17 protein-coding genes are annotated in these 13,980 nt (G+C 43.2%); 4 read left to right on the plus strand and 13 right to left on the minus strand.

Annotated elements, in window-relative coordinates; genetic code table 11:
* Window positions 1-332 precede the first annotated feature (332 nt).
* From NO989_RS15405 to NO989_RS15445, 9 genes are all read right to left on the minus strand, one after another.
* Window positions 333-911, minus strand: a complete 579-nt coding sequence (locus NO989_RS15405; protein WP_150141025.1) for a hypothetical protein — start codon at window positions 909-911, stop codon at window positions 333-335.
* 24 nt (window positions 912-935) lie between these two features.
* Window positions 936-1,193: a hypothetical protein gene (locus NO989_RS15410; RefSeq protein ID WP_014949827.1), complete on the minus strand. Its 258-nt coding sequence runs from the start codon at window positions 1,191-1,193 to the stop codon at window positions 936-938.
* Window positions 1,194-1,245: 52 nt separating this feature from the next.
* A complete protein-coding gene (locus NO989_RS15415) occupies window positions 1,246-1,785 on the minus strand; it encodes a hypothetical protein (protein ID WP_371342832.1) in 540 nt (179 codons plus the stop codon).
* A 4-nt stretch (window positions 1,786-1,789) separates the two neighbouring features.
* A complete protein-coding gene (locus tag NO989_RS15420) occupies window positions 1,790-2,119 on the minus strand; it encodes a hypothetical protein (RefSeq protein WP_049587618.1) in 330 nt (109 codons plus the stop codon).
* A 230-nt stretch (window positions 2,120-2,349) separates the two neighbouring features.
* Entirely contained in the window at window positions 2,350-4,434 is a 2,085-nt protein-coding gene (locus NO989_RS15425) for a response regulator (RefSeq protein ID WP_371342833.1), read from the minus strand.
* Window positions 4,435-4,522: 88 nt separating this feature from the next.
* On the minus strand, window positions 4,523-4,975 hold the full coding sequence (locus NO989_RS15430) for a response regulator (RefSeq protein ID WP_049587620.1): 453 nt from the start codon (window positions 4,973-4,975) through the stop codon (window positions 4,523-4,525).
* A complete protein-coding gene (locus NO989_RS15435; RefSeq protein ID WP_239636559.1) occupies window positions 4,965-6,479 on the minus strand; it encodes a sensor histidine kinase in 1,515 nt (504 codons plus the stop codon). Before NO989_RS15435 ends, NO989_RS15430 begins: the two co-directional genes overlap by 11 nt.
* A gap of 4 nt (window positions 6,480-6,483) precedes the next feature.
* Window positions 6,484-6,708 (minus strand): hypothetical protein, encoded by a 225-nt coding sequence (locus NO989_RS15440; protein ID WP_014979579.1) that lies wholly within the window; start codon window positions 6,706-6,708, stop codon window positions 6,484-6,486.
* 16 nt (window positions 6,709-6,724) lie between these two features.
* Window positions 6,725-8,056 carry a sigma-54 dependent transcriptional regulator gene (locus NO989_RS15445; protein WP_202943081.1) on the minus strand — a complete coding sequence of 444 codons (1,332 nt, stop codon included), beginning with the start codon at window positions 8,054-8,056 and terminating at the stop codon, window positions 6,725-6,727.
* A gap of 570 nt (window positions 8,057-8,626) precedes the next feature.
* On the opposite strand from NO989_RS15445, the gene NO989_RS15450 reads away from it, so the two are divergent.
* Entirely contained in the window at window positions 8,627-9,205 is a 579-nt protein-coding gene (locus NO989_RS15450) for an exopolysaccharide biosynthesis protein (protein ID WP_371342840.1), read from the plus strand.
* Window positions 9,206-9,213: 8 nt separating this feature from the next.
* Here NO989_RS15450 and NO989_RS15455 read toward each other — a convergent pair whose 3' ends face one another.
* Window positions 9,214-10,137: a LysR family transcriptional regulator gene (locus NO989_RS15455; protein WP_371342834.1), complete on the minus strand. Its 924-nt coding sequence runs from the start codon at window positions 10,135-10,137 to the stop codon at window positions 9,214-9,216.
* 56 nt (window positions 10,138-10,193) lie between these two features.
* Window positions 10,194-10,544 carry a rhodanese-like domain-containing protein gene (locus NO989_RS15460; protein ID WP_061095292.1) on the minus strand — a complete coding sequence of 117 codons (351 nt, stop codon included), beginning with the start codon at window positions 10,542-10,544 and terminating at the stop codon, window positions 10,194-10,196.
* A gap of 184 nt (window positions 10,545-10,728) precedes the next feature.
* Between NO989_RS15460 and NO989_RS15465 the strand changes: the two genes are divergently transcribed.
* Window positions 10,729-11,040, plus strand: coding sequence for a helix-turn-helix transcriptional regulator (locus tag NO989_RS15465; protein ID WP_053103822.1), 312 nt, complete (start codon window positions 10,729-10,731; stop codon window positions 11,038-11,040).
* Window positions 11,041-11,136: 96 nt separating this feature from the next.
* Here NO989_RS15465 and NO989_RS15470 read toward each other — a convergent pair whose 3' ends face one another.
* Together NO989_RS15470 and maoP are read right to left on the minus strand one after the other, a co-directional pair.
* Window positions 11,137-11,886, minus strand: a complete 750-nt coding sequence (locus NO989_RS15470; protein WP_342340054.1) for a PRC-barrel domain-containing protein — start codon at window positions 11,884-11,886, stop codon at window positions 11,137-11,139.
* Window positions 11,887-12,078: 192 nt separating this feature from the next.
* A complete protein-coding gene (gene maoP, locus NO989_RS15475) occupies window positions 12,079-12,435 on the minus strand; it encodes a DUF413 domain-containing protein (protein WP_371342835.1) in 357 nt (118 codons plus the stop codon).
* Between the two features lie 400 nt (window positions 12,436-12,835).
* Between maoP and NO989_RS15480 the strand changes: the two genes are divergently transcribed.
* Complete coding sequence (locus NO989_RS15480; RefSeq protein WP_168463489.1) at window positions 12,836-13,003, plus strand: hypothetical protein; 168 nt, start codon at window positions 12,836-12,838, stop codon at window positions 13,001-13,003.
* Window positions 13,004-13,129: 126 nt separating this feature from the next.
* Window positions 13,130-13,960 (plus strand): LysR family transcriptional regulator, encoded by an 831-nt coding sequence (locus NO989_RS15485; protein WP_371342836.1) that lies wholly within the window; start codon window positions 13,130-13,132, stop codon window positions 13,958-13,960.
* The last annotated feature ends 20 nt before the right edge of the window (window positions 13,961-13,980 follow it).

A 13,980-nucleotide genomic window follows, 5' to 3' on the forward strand; every position in this document is an offset into this window, starting at 1 on the left:
ATAAATTAGAGTCTATAGACTAAAGGCTATAGATTAGAGGCTTTAAATTAGAGAAAAGGGCTGTGATAGCAGCAGTGTCATCGACTCTTTCAAGAGGAAACGAATATGACACCGCCCAAGTTTGTAGAAAAGTGAAGAATGCAGTTAGCCAGTGGTCTGTTAGCCACAACAGAAAAGTAATGAAGACTAGTGCACAGGTTGTTGGCTTTAAAACACATTACGGTTTTGCTTATGTGTTTGAGCGATGCTTTTCAGTAACTGCAACTAGGGCCTGAAAAGCATTTCTATTAAAACTGATGTTTCAGAGCATTAGTGAGCGGCAAAACGCTCAGCTAGTTGCCATTTTTTGGCTCCAGAGGCTCTGATAGTACCTCTAAGACAGTAAAAGCATTTTTACCTAGACGCGTTTTATCATTCGCCATCATTACATCAATAGTAAAGTAGATGTCGTTAATTTGAGTTTTCACAACGTCGCTTGAGCTTGGGACGGCCATAGGCTGTGCCACTTCATCGCAGCCTGACATAGTGCACTGCCTGTCTGTTTGAAATGCCACGGGCTCTTCCTTGTTCGCCATCACTTCTCGCGCAATAACGGGCTTTTTATCCACGTTGGTTTTAACGATGGCCAAATAAGTAAAACCTTGTTTTTGTGCAATTTCCGCTGCTCTGTAAAGAGCATATTGCTGTACTTTATCAGCAGGAGTCTTGTCTGTTGCCTTAAAAAGAACCTTGTATTCGTTCTCAGAGATTTTTTCGCTTGAATGGCCATAGGCAGCTTTGGTACTCGCTGACTTATAGGGGGTTGGGGCTGCTACAGGGGTCGATGAACAACCTACTATTGCAAGGCTAAACGCCGCACTAACGCAGGCAAGCATCAAACGACTTTTCTTCATACTTTTTTTGTTGTTCATCTCACATATTCCTTAGTACTGTGATCATTGAAATAGCGACAATAACGCAGTCCTACTTATTGCCATTAGGGCTTGATTGCGTTTTGCTTTGGGTTTTGCATCTACCGCACCCTTGTATGCGCCAAGGGTTGCGATGCCAAGCAACGTTTCAGGCTTTCCCATCATCAGTTTACATTGCCTCTTTGCTTGTGTAAGTGCAACATCTGCATGATGTTTTTGCGAAAAATAAGCATGCTCTTTCTGTGCTATATCTTTCATATTCGATTTTAAAAAAATGTTCATCGCTTTTCCTCACTATTGGCGGTGGCTTTTTACGCAATGGTAAGCATTTTCACTATCCGAAAACCCGTCGCCACGTTTGAATGAGTCTGCTAAAGCTCAAGTAATTAAATGAATTTTGTGCAAGTTTAAATAAACAAAAGGCCGCAACACTGTTAAACACCAACAACAGGAGTGGAACTACCACATAGCTAACGCCCACACTATGAAGTATAGCGCCAATAGCGATGTTTAAAATGAGCCAACATACAGTGCCCACCGCAAATGCCGCTAAGCATGCAAAGACTGTAACAAAGAAACTCTTTTTAATGAGCATCAATTCACTGTTAGTGAGCTCTAAAAACGCTAAACCCTGCGCTTTTCGCTGGGTAAATGCTTCAGAGAATGCCGAGAAGATATCCGAAAACGATGGGTCGGGGTAATTCTGTTGCGTCGACTTGTGTTGCGTAGAGTGTTCAGAGGCTGCTGATGCAGCGTTAGCATTGTCACCGTTGCTTTTAACATTATGATTCGCCTGCGCCGCGGGCGGCGTCAGGCGAAAAGGATTTTCTGTGCACAGATTGTACTTTGCTCTTCGAAAATCAGGTACAGTCATCGAGTTACTTCTTACGTAAAAGTGACGTCACTAACATTCCTGCTGCGAATGCGATACCCGCTGTCGCTACTGGGTTTTCAATGGCATATTTACGTACGTTTGACGCCTGCCATTTCTGCTGCGCCAGACGCTTTCTCGCTGACATGTTCTCTGCAGACGATGTAGCAGTGCGACGAATGTTTTCCTCCGCAATGCCAGCACTGTCTGCTAACTTGTCGACTGACGCATGAAGAGAATCTTTCAGTTGATCCGTTACTGGGTGACTCGGCTCAGCCACGCTGTTTGTATCGTTATGTTTAGCTGTTTGCGATTTAACTGAAGCTTGTGTAGCCATAATACTCTCCTTAATATTTTAGGTTCATATAGGTAGCTGCAACTGATATACCAAATTATTATCTTACTGTTTTATATGATTTATTTTTATTTTACTATTGTTGCGTGAGGTGCTTATGTGCAAGTCTCACACACTGTTGTGTCTTACGTCTGTAATATTTTCTTGCTCTTGATGATGCGCTGCTCAACCTCCGACATTCGGTACAGGTTGGCAGCGAAATAATTAACTCTTCAGCCCACTACCGAAGCTAAATCGTCTTTAGTGACAGGTTTGAGCAGTGCACTGTTGATCCCTATAGTTGTCATCGTTTCGGAGTCCGCTTCGTGGCCGCTTACAATAGTAAGGATGGCATCTGGTAGCTTTTTCTTGAGCTCACTCGCTAAGTCGTAACCGTTATAATCGGGAAGGGTAAGATCCATAAGAATGTGATCGAAACGTTGATTTTCTGCAGCCTGTAATGCTTCAGCACCGCTGTACTGAGTAGTGACCGTATGACCTAAGTGGGAAAGAAACAATTGTAGTAGCTCCGCCGCATCCTCATCGTCTTCAATCACAAGTATATGCTTATTGGCAGGCTGATCTGAATTACCTTTTGAATCAGTAGACTGGATTTTCTTCTCTGCTTGCCCATTATCTGCAAGTCCTCGATAAGCGGTTTCGTCCTCTGGAGCGTGCGGCTTGTCTATTGGCATGTCTGCAACTTGTGCCTCCACGTTGGTAAATGTTACGTGATTACCTGGCGGGAGGTATTGCGAAAGCAAGTTAGCCAGTGCAAACCGGTCAATCGGTTTTCCAATTACGTCGTTAAACCCTTCGCGAATTAACGATTCTCTTAAGCCTTTGCGGCTTGCTGCTGTGACGGCTATCACTGGGATATCCTGCCCATGTCGTCTAATCGCATGTAGGGCTTCTATGCCATTCATCACTGGCATATGAATATCCATTAAAACGAGGTCGAAGGGCTGGTTGTGTTCATCCGCCTGCAACACGGCTTCCAGTGCTTTTACGCCATTTTCAGCGTAGCTAATGTCAGCTTGAGATTGACTCACAAGGTGGCCGGTTAGACGTCGAATTTCTCGCAAGTCATCAACAATTAATACGCGTCCAGTCACGTTTAAATTGATGCTACTAGACTCGACAGGTTGAATTTGGCCTAATTCAAGATCTATACGAGGCTGTTCAGAAACATCGCCAGGGTTTATATCAAATGTAAATGTGCTGCCTTCTCCTAAACGAGACTTAACATCAATGTCGCCGCCCAGTTTAGTGACAAGCTCTTTGCAAATGGCAAGTCCAAGTCCTGCTCCGCCATGATTGGCGCGCATTACATCTTCTATTTGTTCGAAAGGCTGAAAAATATTGCTGAGCTTATCAGGCGGCATGCCGATACCTGTATCATCTACAGAAAATCGCAGCAGTGTTTGACTCGAATCTTTTTCTGACGGCTCGTCGAGAGAGATGGTAAGCGTGATACTGCCCTTGTCGGTAAATTTCACGGCATTCGAAATAAGGTTCAACAATACCTGACGCAGGCGGGTAGGATCTGTGTGTATAAACTCTGGTATTTTTGTTTTTGAAACAACGTTAAGGCTTAGTCCTTTGTCTTTGGCATTCAAACGCATTAATGAGTGAATGTCCGTCAAAAACGCGCTTAAGTTCACTTCCTTAATGTTGAGTTCAAGTTTCTCTGCCATTATCCGCGACATGTCTAGCAAATCATTGAGTAGGCTTAACAGGTGCTTGCCATTAGAGTGGATAATAGATAACTCTTGTTGAAAAGGGCTGTTTCTCGCATCGTCTATAAGCAGTTCGGTGTAGCCAAGAATAGAGGTGAGGGGGGTGCGCAGCTCATGCCCTAAATGCGCAAGGAACTTATCTTTGGCCTTGTTCTTTTGCTCTACTTTGTTCCGCTCAATTCGCTCGTTCTCTATGTCACGGCGAACCATGGCGTATCTAATCGTGCGCATAAACCGCGGTGATTCAATTTCAGATTTTTGCAAATAGTCTGCGGCACCTGCTCGCATGACCATTTCATCGACGGTAGCATCCGACTGTCCGGTAAGTATCACCACGGGTAAATTGAACTGGTTAGATTTTAAAACACCCAATACATCAATCGCGTTCTCTGCACCCAGTAAGTAATCTAACAAACACAGGTCGAAACTTTGTGTCTTTAATGCTTCCACTGCGTCTAAGCTATTCGTCACCCACGTCAACTCAAACGTAGGTGACTCGCACTGTGCTAGATAGTCAGAGGTTAAGAAGTAATCATCTTCATCATCCTCTACCAATAAAATTTTTATTACCTCTGACATCTAGTACCTCGTTTACCGATAGGGCATTTTTGAAACTTTATTGAGTAACATGTTTGGGTTGTCAAAAATTCAACTAACCCTTATTTGTTTACTCGTGTGGTAATTCTACGAACTCTATCCAGTAACGTCCGAGCGCGCGCATTAGTTCAACCAATCCTTCAAAGTTCACTGGTTTTGTAATGTAAGATGCGCAACCTAGATCATAACCGCGAAGCATATCTTCCTCTTCTTTAGAGGTGGTGAGAATTACCACCGGGATACTGCGAAGCTTGGGGTCGTTTTTCAGTTCTTGCAGCGCCTCTCTACCGTCTTTTCTTGGCATGTTTAAATCTAGTAGAATAAGACTAGGTCGCGGTGCCGATGCAGGATCTGTATATTTACCTTCATGACGAAGAAATTCTAATAATTCAACGCCATCTTCGACACAAAACAGATTGTTTAGAACGCGGCTTTCATTGAGCGCGTCAACCGTAAGTAAGCGGTCGTCTTCGTCATCGTCCGCCATAAGTATATTGATAGGCTGAGTTTGTTTACGCGTCATTGTGTGTTTCTCCATTATTGTTGTTAGAACCAAACGGTTCACTATTTTTGGGTATTATTATTGAGAACGTTGCCCCTTCTCCGGGAGAACTAACTGCGGTTATTTGACCGTTGTGCCGTTCTACAATACGACGACAAACGGCAAGCCCAATACCCGTACCTTGGTATTCACTTCTACCGTGAAGGCGTTGGAAAGGGGCGAATATTTTTTCAGCAAACGATTGTTCGAACCCTATACCGTTGTCTGATACGGTTATTTTTGTCCAGTCGTATTCTTCAGCAAGCAGAATGTCTTTCGTTTCTTCTTCCGTCGCGTCCCTTGCAGATATCGTTACTTCAGGTCTCACGCCCTCGCTCTGAAATTTCAGTGCGTTAGACACTAAGTTTAAAAACAGCTGCTCTAATTGCGATTTGTCACCGCGAATAGTGGGCATATCGCTAACATTTATTTGCGCAGACTTTTCATCGATAGCGATTTCTAAATCGCCCATGATGCTATCCACTACGGTGCCTAGATTAACGTCGTCAAACTCTTTACCTCGTGTGGAAACGCGAGAAAAGGCGAGAAGGTCTGAAATAAGCATGGACATCCGCTCTGCTGCATTGAGCATGCGCGCAAGATAATCTTTGCCCCGTTCGTCTATCACATCGTTGTAACCCGATTCTAAGCGGTTACCAAATGCCCGAATTTTTCTTAATGGTTCTTGAAGATCGTGTGACGCCACAAAGGCAAAATCTTCCAACTCTCTATTACTTCGTGCTAACTCGTCTGAATAAACACTTAACTCTTGTGTTCTATCTGCTATCCGAGATTCTAGATCTTCGTTAACAGACTCTAGGTCAGCTTGATACTTCTCATGCTCACGGGAATTTATTTTGAGCAATAAAAATACCGTAATAATCAGTAGCAGAGTCGTTGCAGAGGAAATGATCAGCGTATTAACGGAGTCCCTCCTTAGGCTCATTAAGTTGGCCAAATGCGTGCCTTGCATATCTCGTTCTGAACCGTCGATTTCTCTAAATAAGGTTTCAAACTGTTTGTAGAGTTTTATACCCTTATCGCTATTCACTAAAATGACAGCTTGTTGCTCTTTCCCTTCTTTATACAGCTCAACTATTTCAATGACTTCATTGATTTTTGCTTTTGTTAAAGACAAAAGTTCTTCGATGCGGATGGACTGGTCGTTAATATCTGAAGAGAAGGAGCTTACTTCTACCTCATCCATTAATTCGCCGATTACGCTTAACGTTTCGGTGTAGTCGGTAAGATATTCTTCATCGCCAGTTAGCATATAGCCGCGCTGACCAGACTCCACGCGAAGTACAGCAACGTGAAGGCGGTTAACTGCATTGATAACACGGTTCGTAGTGAACAGCCGCGCTTCCAGAGCAGAAAGGTCATTCAATGTACTAACTACGTAAAATGAATTAGCAGTTATTACAATAATGACCAGAACAACTAAAATTATCCAACTGTATAGTGAAGACAATACTTTAGTAATCATTTACTTAATCCGAAACATTGCCACTTAACTCTGATGTCATTTCAGCAAGAGTATGGCTGCAGTCTTTAGCACTGCTTATTATTTTGTCCAACGCCACTAATGCCTTTTCAGGTGCAACGTCACCGTTTAATGCCATTTTTACTAGCTCAGCTTGCATTGATATTCTGTTTAATGGTTTGCGTGCATCATGCACATAAACACTTAGTCGAGAAAATTCTTCGCTAGTCATGCCGAATACCTCTTACTTAGTCGTCTTTACTTAAGTCGCCATATGCATGAAGACGGTTGTAAAGCGTTTTTGTACTAATTCCCAGCATTTCTGCTGCGGTGGTCTTATTGCCATTCACTTTTTCCAACGTGGCATAAATTAGCTCTTTTTCCACGTCTTCAATGGTTCTACCGGCTTGAAGTGCCGGTGTCGTGCTCTGTTTTTGAGCGAAAGGTGACTCAATGGTTTTTGGTAATTCAATCTCACTCTTTTCAGGGTCGCTCATAATGGCAGCGCGATGCACAAAGTGTCTTAGTTCACGCACGTTACCGGGCCAGTCGTAGGCTTGTAACGTATCGAGTTGATTATCTTCCCACTTAAATTGCGAGCCATTATCTTTATTGAATTCAGCAATAAAGGTTTTTGCTAGTAATGGAATATCTTCCTTTCTTTCACGTAGCGGAGGAATGGTGATTGGGAACACCGCAAGTCTGAAGTAGATGTCTTCGCGCAGTACTTTGCTTTGCGCAATCTCTTCCATTGTTCGGTTCGTGGCAGATACAACGCGGCAGCTCACCGGGATGGTCTTCGTTCCGCCCACACGAATAACAACCTTGTTTTCTAAAACGCGGAGTAAGTTGGGCTGCATATCAATGGGCATTTCTGTGATTTCGTCCAAAAAGAGCGTGCCGCCCTCAGCTTGTTCGAAGACACCTTCTTTACGTCCTACAGCGCCGGTAAATGCTCCTTTTTCGTGACCGAAAAGTTCGCTACCTATTAGTTCTTTCGAGAATGCACCACAGTTGGTTGCAATATAAGGACCTTCACTTTCTGAAGCGCGATGAATTGCGGCAGCCACCACTTCTTTACCTACACCACTTTCACCAAGCAGCATTACGTTTGCGCTAGTTTTGCTCACTCTAGAAATTAGCTTGTAGAGCTCTTTCATAATTGGCGATTCACCAATCAGCAAGTCAAAATGTCTCTCTATTTTTTCTTGTGCAGGTGCTTTTTCTTTTGGCTTTTGACTTAATACGGCCTCTATTTCCTCCCGTTGAATTGGCTTAACGAGGTAGTCGACCGTGGGGCCACACAGACCCTTTATCACGCTTTTCACAGAAGGGTGACCCGTTATCAGCGTAACGCGAGGGCGCTTAGGAAGTGCATCTAATTCATTGAACAAGTGCGCGCCGCTTCCATCGGGTAGCATGAAATCAAGCAGTACATGGTCAAAGGTTTCTTTTTCTAACCAATCGCGGGCTTCTTTGAGTGTGGCAGCGGTAAGTACTTCGTGGCCAAGAAACTCGATGATAGTACAAGCTACTTCTGTGAACTCGGCGTCGTCATCAACTAAAAGTACGGTAAGCACGTGGATGTCCCTCTCTTCTTTCGTTTCCTATTCAGAAAAATATGGAATAGAATCAATGTTATAGTTTTATCATACGCTATTAACAACGGAATGCTAAAGCGCATATTTAAAGTTTATTTATACGCTGCTTTAAATTGATAAGGCGTAAGCGCATCGGAAAATATCTAAACGCTTCAAGCAACCCGGAAACCTTGAACATTTGCTTAGATGCCAGGGATAGTCGGTTGCGCTACCTTCTTCTAATTTATCAACTCTTTGCGATCAGCGGTACACATCGCACTAAAGTACAGAATGTCTATATCTGTCTTTGTTTATTAGGTGATTTTATTTTACTTATCAGGAGCATTTGCAAAAAGTATTCCTGTCTTTAACACACCGTCACATGCAATCGATGGCATATTTTTCGCACGATTTAACTGTCTAAAGTTGCTTGCAATTTCATTATGGTTAATCGACTAGGTGCAAGAAATGTATATTAATTAGGCGAGAAGCCCGTCTGATTAGCGCGACTTTCGCAGGTAATGTGATATCAAAGGAATTGAAGGTGTGGGAAAAACAGCTGTAAGATCAATGACCTTGTACGAGTTGTTGGGGAAAATGCAGCCGCGAGCAAGACAAGATACGTTCGAGTTTGCCGAGTTTTGGGATGTGATGAAGAAAAGAGGCTTTGGACCAATGTTGGCGCTGCCATCTTTTATCGCTTGCACACCGATCGGGGCCATCCCTGGGATCCCATCTTTAGCGGGTGGGACGATTTTACTCATCGCGTTGCAAATTTTACTCGGTCGTAGGCATCCTTGGTTACCGCAAAGAGTGAAGCAACTAAACTGTGACGCCGATCAGCTTCGCTACATTGTCGAAAAGGTTAAACCGTATGCAGTACGCGTAGACCGCTTTTTAGTTCCTCGGTGTTTTTTCATGCGCCAGCCTGTGTTCAGATCATTCATCGCATTATGCTGTGCGGGTTGCGGACTTGTAATGATTCCACTCGAGCTTATTCCCTTTATGGGGCTTATTCCCGCTTTTGCTGTTTTGATTATGGCAATAGGCATGGCCACAGACGACGGTGCTGTGGCGTTATTTGGTGATTCATTATCGCTATTTGGCTTTATACTTGGGTTTGAACGCCTTGCAGTCGCGCTAAGTTGATGATCTAACTACTCAGTACACGAGTCGAGCATAAAATCTGACGATGGAAGGTTCATTGTTTGATATCGTAGCTCCCCAATAAAAGCACGGGCAGCTGGTCCCAACGTATCGCCGTCTTCGAAAGACAAATAAAGGAGCGCCTTACGCAACGCTGCATTATTATCGAGGGGAAGGGGAACGAGTGTACCGTCTTCTAGCTCATCTTTAATTATTGCTATAGGCAGCCACGCAAAACCCAACCCCTGAGCAATAATATCTAATGACGTTCTAACGTGGCTTACGGTCCAGCGTTGCTCTGCACCTAACCAGCCCACATCAGCTTTTCGTTCCGCGGATGAATCCCTTACCACAATTTGACGATACGCTTTTAAGTCTTCCAGTGTGAGCGTTCTATCCAATTGGTGCAATGGATGGTCGGCGTGAGCGACAGCTGCAAATTCAATTTCGCACAAGTCTTCGCTAAAGCCACTAGAAAACGCGAAAGGAGAGATGCCTAAATCAACTTTACCATTGCTCAAAAGTGAATTTGCGCCACTGAGTACAGTTTCTTCTATCTCGATACGAAGGAGCGGGAACTCAGCAGAAACTTTCGCTAGCACGTTATAAAGCAATTCAGACGGGAAAATAATATCCACCGCTATGCGTAAAGTTGTTTCTGTGCCAGATTTAAGGCTATTGGCAACGGCCTCGAGCTTGTGCGCTTCGCTAAGCAAAAAAGAGGCACGGCGATACATAAGTTCACCTTGCGGCGAAAGCTGGACTTTACGTCCAATATTCTCAAACAATGACACTCCAATGGCGTTTTCAAGCTTTTGAACCGCGTGGTGAACGCTCGATTGACTTTTGTGAACTTCAGCAGCAGCTTGATTAAAGCCGCCTGCATCGACGACGGCTTTGAACATTCGCCATTGTTCTAACGTAGATTTCAGCATACAGCGCCTTAAAACTCTTAATTAACGCTACTTATAGCATACGCGTGGTTAAGAAGTCATTTCTGGTTTGCTTGATTTATCGTGGGTACAGGGCATGTCACAACCGAAACGTTCTCATAACCCATCTTTATAAGTTGCTCTGCAGCTAGTTTTGCTCGAACGCCCGACGCACAGTGAATATAAAGTGGCGCTGAAGCATCTTTAAACTGTTCCAGTGCCTTCATTTCGAGCACGCCGCGTGGTATGTGAAGCGCAGAAGGTACGGGCTGATTGGCAACTTCGGCACTCTCTCGTACATCAATCAGTATACCGCTATTGTTTCGGCACTCACTGGCCGCTTGCTCCGCAGATACAGTGCGTAAGTTCACGTCTATGTTTTCTATTCGAGTCTTCATGTCTATAAGCATATTTTTCCTTTTTGCCTAAACTTAGTTGAAATAAGTAAAATCTAATATATTGATGTCAGCGTAATAAAACAATGTAAAATACGGCGATTCGTCGCATAAATTGGCAGGTCGGCAAAATGCCTTATACTTTAGTATAGTAAATGGCTAAATTGGTGCCGAAATACTTCACAGATAGAGAGTGCTTATGTCCGAGGATATGGTAATAGGTTCAGATGATATAATGGAACACGCTGCGGAAGCCGAGATCTTCCTTAAGCAATTCGCGAATAAAACACGCCTTATGGTGCTTTGTTCGTTGCTGAAAGAGGAAAAATCGGTAACCGAACTTCTCGAAGTTGTTAGCGTCTCGCAGCCAGTGATTTCTCAGCACCTTGCTTTATTGCGAGAATCAAAGATGGTGGCCACAAGAAGGCAAGGTCAAACTATTTACTACCGCTTAGCAGACGAGCGCGTCAAGCGTTTAATTGCTTTGATGTACGAATTTTTCTGCGAGTAATCTTCTTTTCGTATCTTAAGCTACAATGTCCGCCTTCAACAACGGACATTGTAAAGTTCCTAACTAAAAATCGCCAACAATGACATTCTTCGGTTATTAATTTCCGGTTTTATTCAATTGCTCGCAAAGCATAGGCACATAGCCTTCTTCAGAAATTTTTTCACTTTCCACTTCAGGTCTATCAACCAATTCGTCGTGACTTAAATTCACTACTACGCTGTGCGCCGCCCAGTCGATACTTTCAATATCGCTAGGTAGAAGTGCGAGATGTTTGCCACCCGGAAGCCAGTTGTTAGTATCTACCACTAGCATGATTATCTTCCAGCTCTCGGTATCAATGACGAAGTTACTAATGTGGCCCACGTTATCTGTGGTTGTAGCTACTTCATATCCACCAACTTCGCCCACTGCTCTTAGGTGGTTGGTACTTTTTTTCGGGTTTTCAGTTTCAGACTCTTCAGCGCGTTGTAATTCGACCAGTTCATTTGGATGTGCGAACTCTCCCCATGCTCCTGGACCAATCCAATAGTATCCGTAACCAAAGTATTTGAAGAGATTTTCTTCGTATTCACGTGACACAGGCTTATGTTCGTCAATAGAGGGGCTGTTTTTTAATGTATCAACTGTCATATTGATATGAACAGACTCACTATCTTCATCTAACTGTTTGACAGATATAGGTGATATCACCACTTTACGGCTAAGCGGTAGCCAAGTATTGGTATCTGCGACCAAGTAGCGAACAGTGAAGGTTTCGTCGTCGAAAAGGATATCGCGGATGCCGCCCACTTTGTCATCAAGGGCATGTATAGAAAAGTGAGTAAGCTGTTTTGAACTAATGATCATCGTTGCGCCTCCTTTGCATGGGCTCGTTTTTCAGAATGAAATGCACGACTCACTGCACGTCACTCTGTATTACTAATAAGTGTAGACAGTCCTTAATGTTTCTTCATTTTGTTCTTGTCTGAAGTTGATTGAGATCATTTGTTCAATAACAAAAAAGCTCGCCGGAGCGAGCTTTTTAGTAATGCTGTAGCGTTATGCTACATCGAATTCTTCATCAGAGTAATCTTCATCATAGTCTGACTGGTTACTCGCACTGCTGTGAAGGGTGTAGAAGTGCTTTTTGCCCCTTGCTAATCTGACGTATTTCGCCCAGGCTTTTTCTAGGTTATTGCTAGCTTCAACTTTACCTGTAACGAATTCGACGAAATGTCTCTCATCATCACTTTCAGGCGACAACTCGCCACTTTCAAGTCCTAGCAGTGTTTTGCCGTAGTGGGTTAGAAGATCGGCTTCAGTAATACTGAAGTCACCTGATTTACGAAAACCGTATGGAAACTTCTGAAGGTCAATATAAGGTTTTGCAGATTGTCGAATAGCTAAACTTTTCATGTTGTACCCAACGTAGTGTTTTGTTCAGCGCACTTTTAAGATAATTAAAAACGAAGATAAAACAAAAGATTTTTTTCTTATCAATAAAAAATTTTTAACGGTATAAAATCTAACACGTTAATTTTAGGTTACGTTAGAAAAGTGTACAGAAAGTACGAGGGGATAACCTCAAGTGTGAGACGCCTAAGCTTTTGAAATTAAATTGAAATGTAAGTTTTTATTTATTGGCCCTGCAACGGGTATCGCTATTACACGAGCGTAAATGAGTTGGACGTTAAAAGTCTATGAAAATCACTGATGAGAATAATCAAAAATTCTTGTCGCTACGATGATTAAAATTCGTTTTCTATTTTGTCGCTTAAGATAATAATTGAGGTGTGTTAACAACCCAGAGAAGTCAATGAGTAAAGACTATCGTTACCAGCGTGATGAATGGGACTCGGTAGAAGAGGAAGATTTTCACGCTAAAAAGCCAAGTTCCAAACGTCAAAGTACTGTAAAGGAAAAGCAGAAGCGTGACCTGCAACGCCGTGACAAACAGCGTCGCCTGCACCAAGAAGAGTATTAATTTAGCGAGTTGGTGAAATTTTAATAAAGCGTACCGTTTATAGCGGTGCGCTTCTGTGCTTTTGTGTTTACTTACCGTATTATCTGTGTCAATTTATCCCCACTTTGATTCGGTTGTACAATAAGCATGGATATACGCTTTCTCACCACCTTTATAGAGGTGGCAAAAACTCGTCACTTTGGTAAAGCGGCTGAAAACCTTTACCTCACTCAATCTGCAGTCAGTGCGCGCATAAAGCTACTTGAAGAGTATTTTCATACCACGCTTTTTATTAGGCAACGCAACAGTATACAGCTCACTCAATCTGGTGAGAAACTTCTGCCTTACGCTAGGCAATTATGCGCAACGCTAAACGAAGCAAAACAAGAGCTCCAAGTTCAATCCTCTGAATATGTTGTTTGCGGCGCAACACAGCTGGCGAGCGAGCTGTTATTGCCTCAGATGCTCAGTCACCTACACAACTCGTTTCCCGATTGGTCAGTAAAGGCTGAAGTTCTTACGTTAGATACACTGTCGCGACAATTGCACGAAAGGGTGACAGACTTATCTTTCTCCACTGAACCGTTGAAATCTGAAGAAGTAAACAGTGATGTATTGCTAGAGCAGGAGTTGGCGCTATATAGAATTGGACAAGCGTCTGAGACTATTGATGCATCAGATTTTGTGGCTATTGATTGGGGAGCTAAGGCAAGAGACTGGTTGCTTACTGCTTACCCTCAACTTCGCGATGCAAAGTTAAGAACCAATTCGTTGAATCTTGCGCTCAACAATTTACAGAGCGAAGGTGGTATTGCCGTATTACCGACCAACGTTAAGAGCCAGTTACCCGATAGTGTGAAAGTGACCAGAATTGAAACGTTAGAAAACGTATCGTTTAAGGTGTATGTGCACAGCATGAAGCAAGTCAGACGAGTGGGTCTAGCAGAGATAATAGAAAGCGTGTCTAAAGCGTGTTAACCGCTGCCAATAAATTTACC

This window comes from Alteromonas sp. DY56-G5 (assembly GCF_041414725.1).
Lineage (GTDB): Bacteria > Pseudomonadota > Gammaproteobacteria > Enterobacterales > Alteromonadaceae > Alteromonas > Alteromonas macleodii.

Coding starts and splice junctions, on each gene's coding strand:
- NO989_RS15450 (WP_371342840.1), top strand. CDS start 8,627: ATGACCTTGTACGAGTTGTTGGGGAAAATGCAGCCGCGAGCAAGACAA.
- NO989_RS15460 (WP_061095292.1), bottom strand. CDS start 10,544: ATGCTTATAGACATGAAGACTCGAATAGAAAACATAGACGTGAACTTA.
- NO989_RS15410 (WP_014949827.1), bottom strand. CDS start 1,193: ATGAACATTTTTTTAAAATCGAATATGAAAGATATAGCACAGAAAGAG.
- NO989_RS15465 (WP_053103822.1), top strand. CDS start 10,729: ATGTCCGAGGATATGGTAATAGGTTCAGATGATATAATGGAACACGCT.
- NO989_RS15485 (WP_371342836.1), top strand. CDS start 13,130: ATGGATATACGCTTTCTCACCACCTTTATAGAGGTGGCAAAAACTCGT.
- NO989_RS15425 (WP_371342833.1), bottom strand. CDS start 4,434: ATGTCAGAGGTAATAAAAATTTTATTGGTAGAGGATGATGAAGATGAT.
- NO989_RS15430 (WP_049587620.1), bottom strand. CDS start 4,975: ATGACGCGTAAACAAACTCAGCCTATCAATATACTTATGGCGGACGAT.
- maoP (WP_371342835.1), bottom strand. CDS start 12,435: ATGAAAAGTTTAGCTATTCGACAATCTGCAAAACCTTATATTGACCTT.
- NO989_RS15415 (WP_371342832.1), bottom strand. CDS start 1,785: ATGACTGTACCTGATTTTCGAAGAGCAAAGTACAATCTGTGCACAGAA.
- NO989_RS15405 (WP_150141025.1), bottom strand. CDS start 911: ATGAACAACAAAAAAAGTATGAAGAAAAGTCGTTTGATGCTTGCCTGC.
- NO989_RS15420 (WP_049587618.1), bottom strand. CDS start 2,119: ATGGCTACACAAGCTTCAGTTAAATCGCAAACAGCTAAACATAACGAT.
- NO989_RS15440 (WP_014979579.1), bottom strand. CDS start 6,708: ATGACTAGCGAAGAATTTTCTCGACTAAGTGTTTATGTGCATGATGCA.
- NO989_RS15455 (WP_371342834.1), bottom strand. CDS start 10,137: ATGCTGAAATCTACGTTAGAACAATGGCGAATGTTCAAAGCCGTCGTC.
- NO989_RS15470 (WP_342340054.1), bottom strand. CDS start 11,886: ATGATCATTAGTTCAAAACAGCTTACTCACTTTTCTATACATGCCCTT.
- NO989_RS15480 (WP_168463489.1), top strand. CDS start 12,836: ATGAGTAAAGACTATCGTTACCAGCGTGATGAATGGGACTCGGTAGAA.
- NO989_RS15435 (WP_239636559.1), bottom strand. CDS start 6,479: ATGATTACTAAAGTATTGTCTTCACTATACAGTTGGATAATTTTAGTT.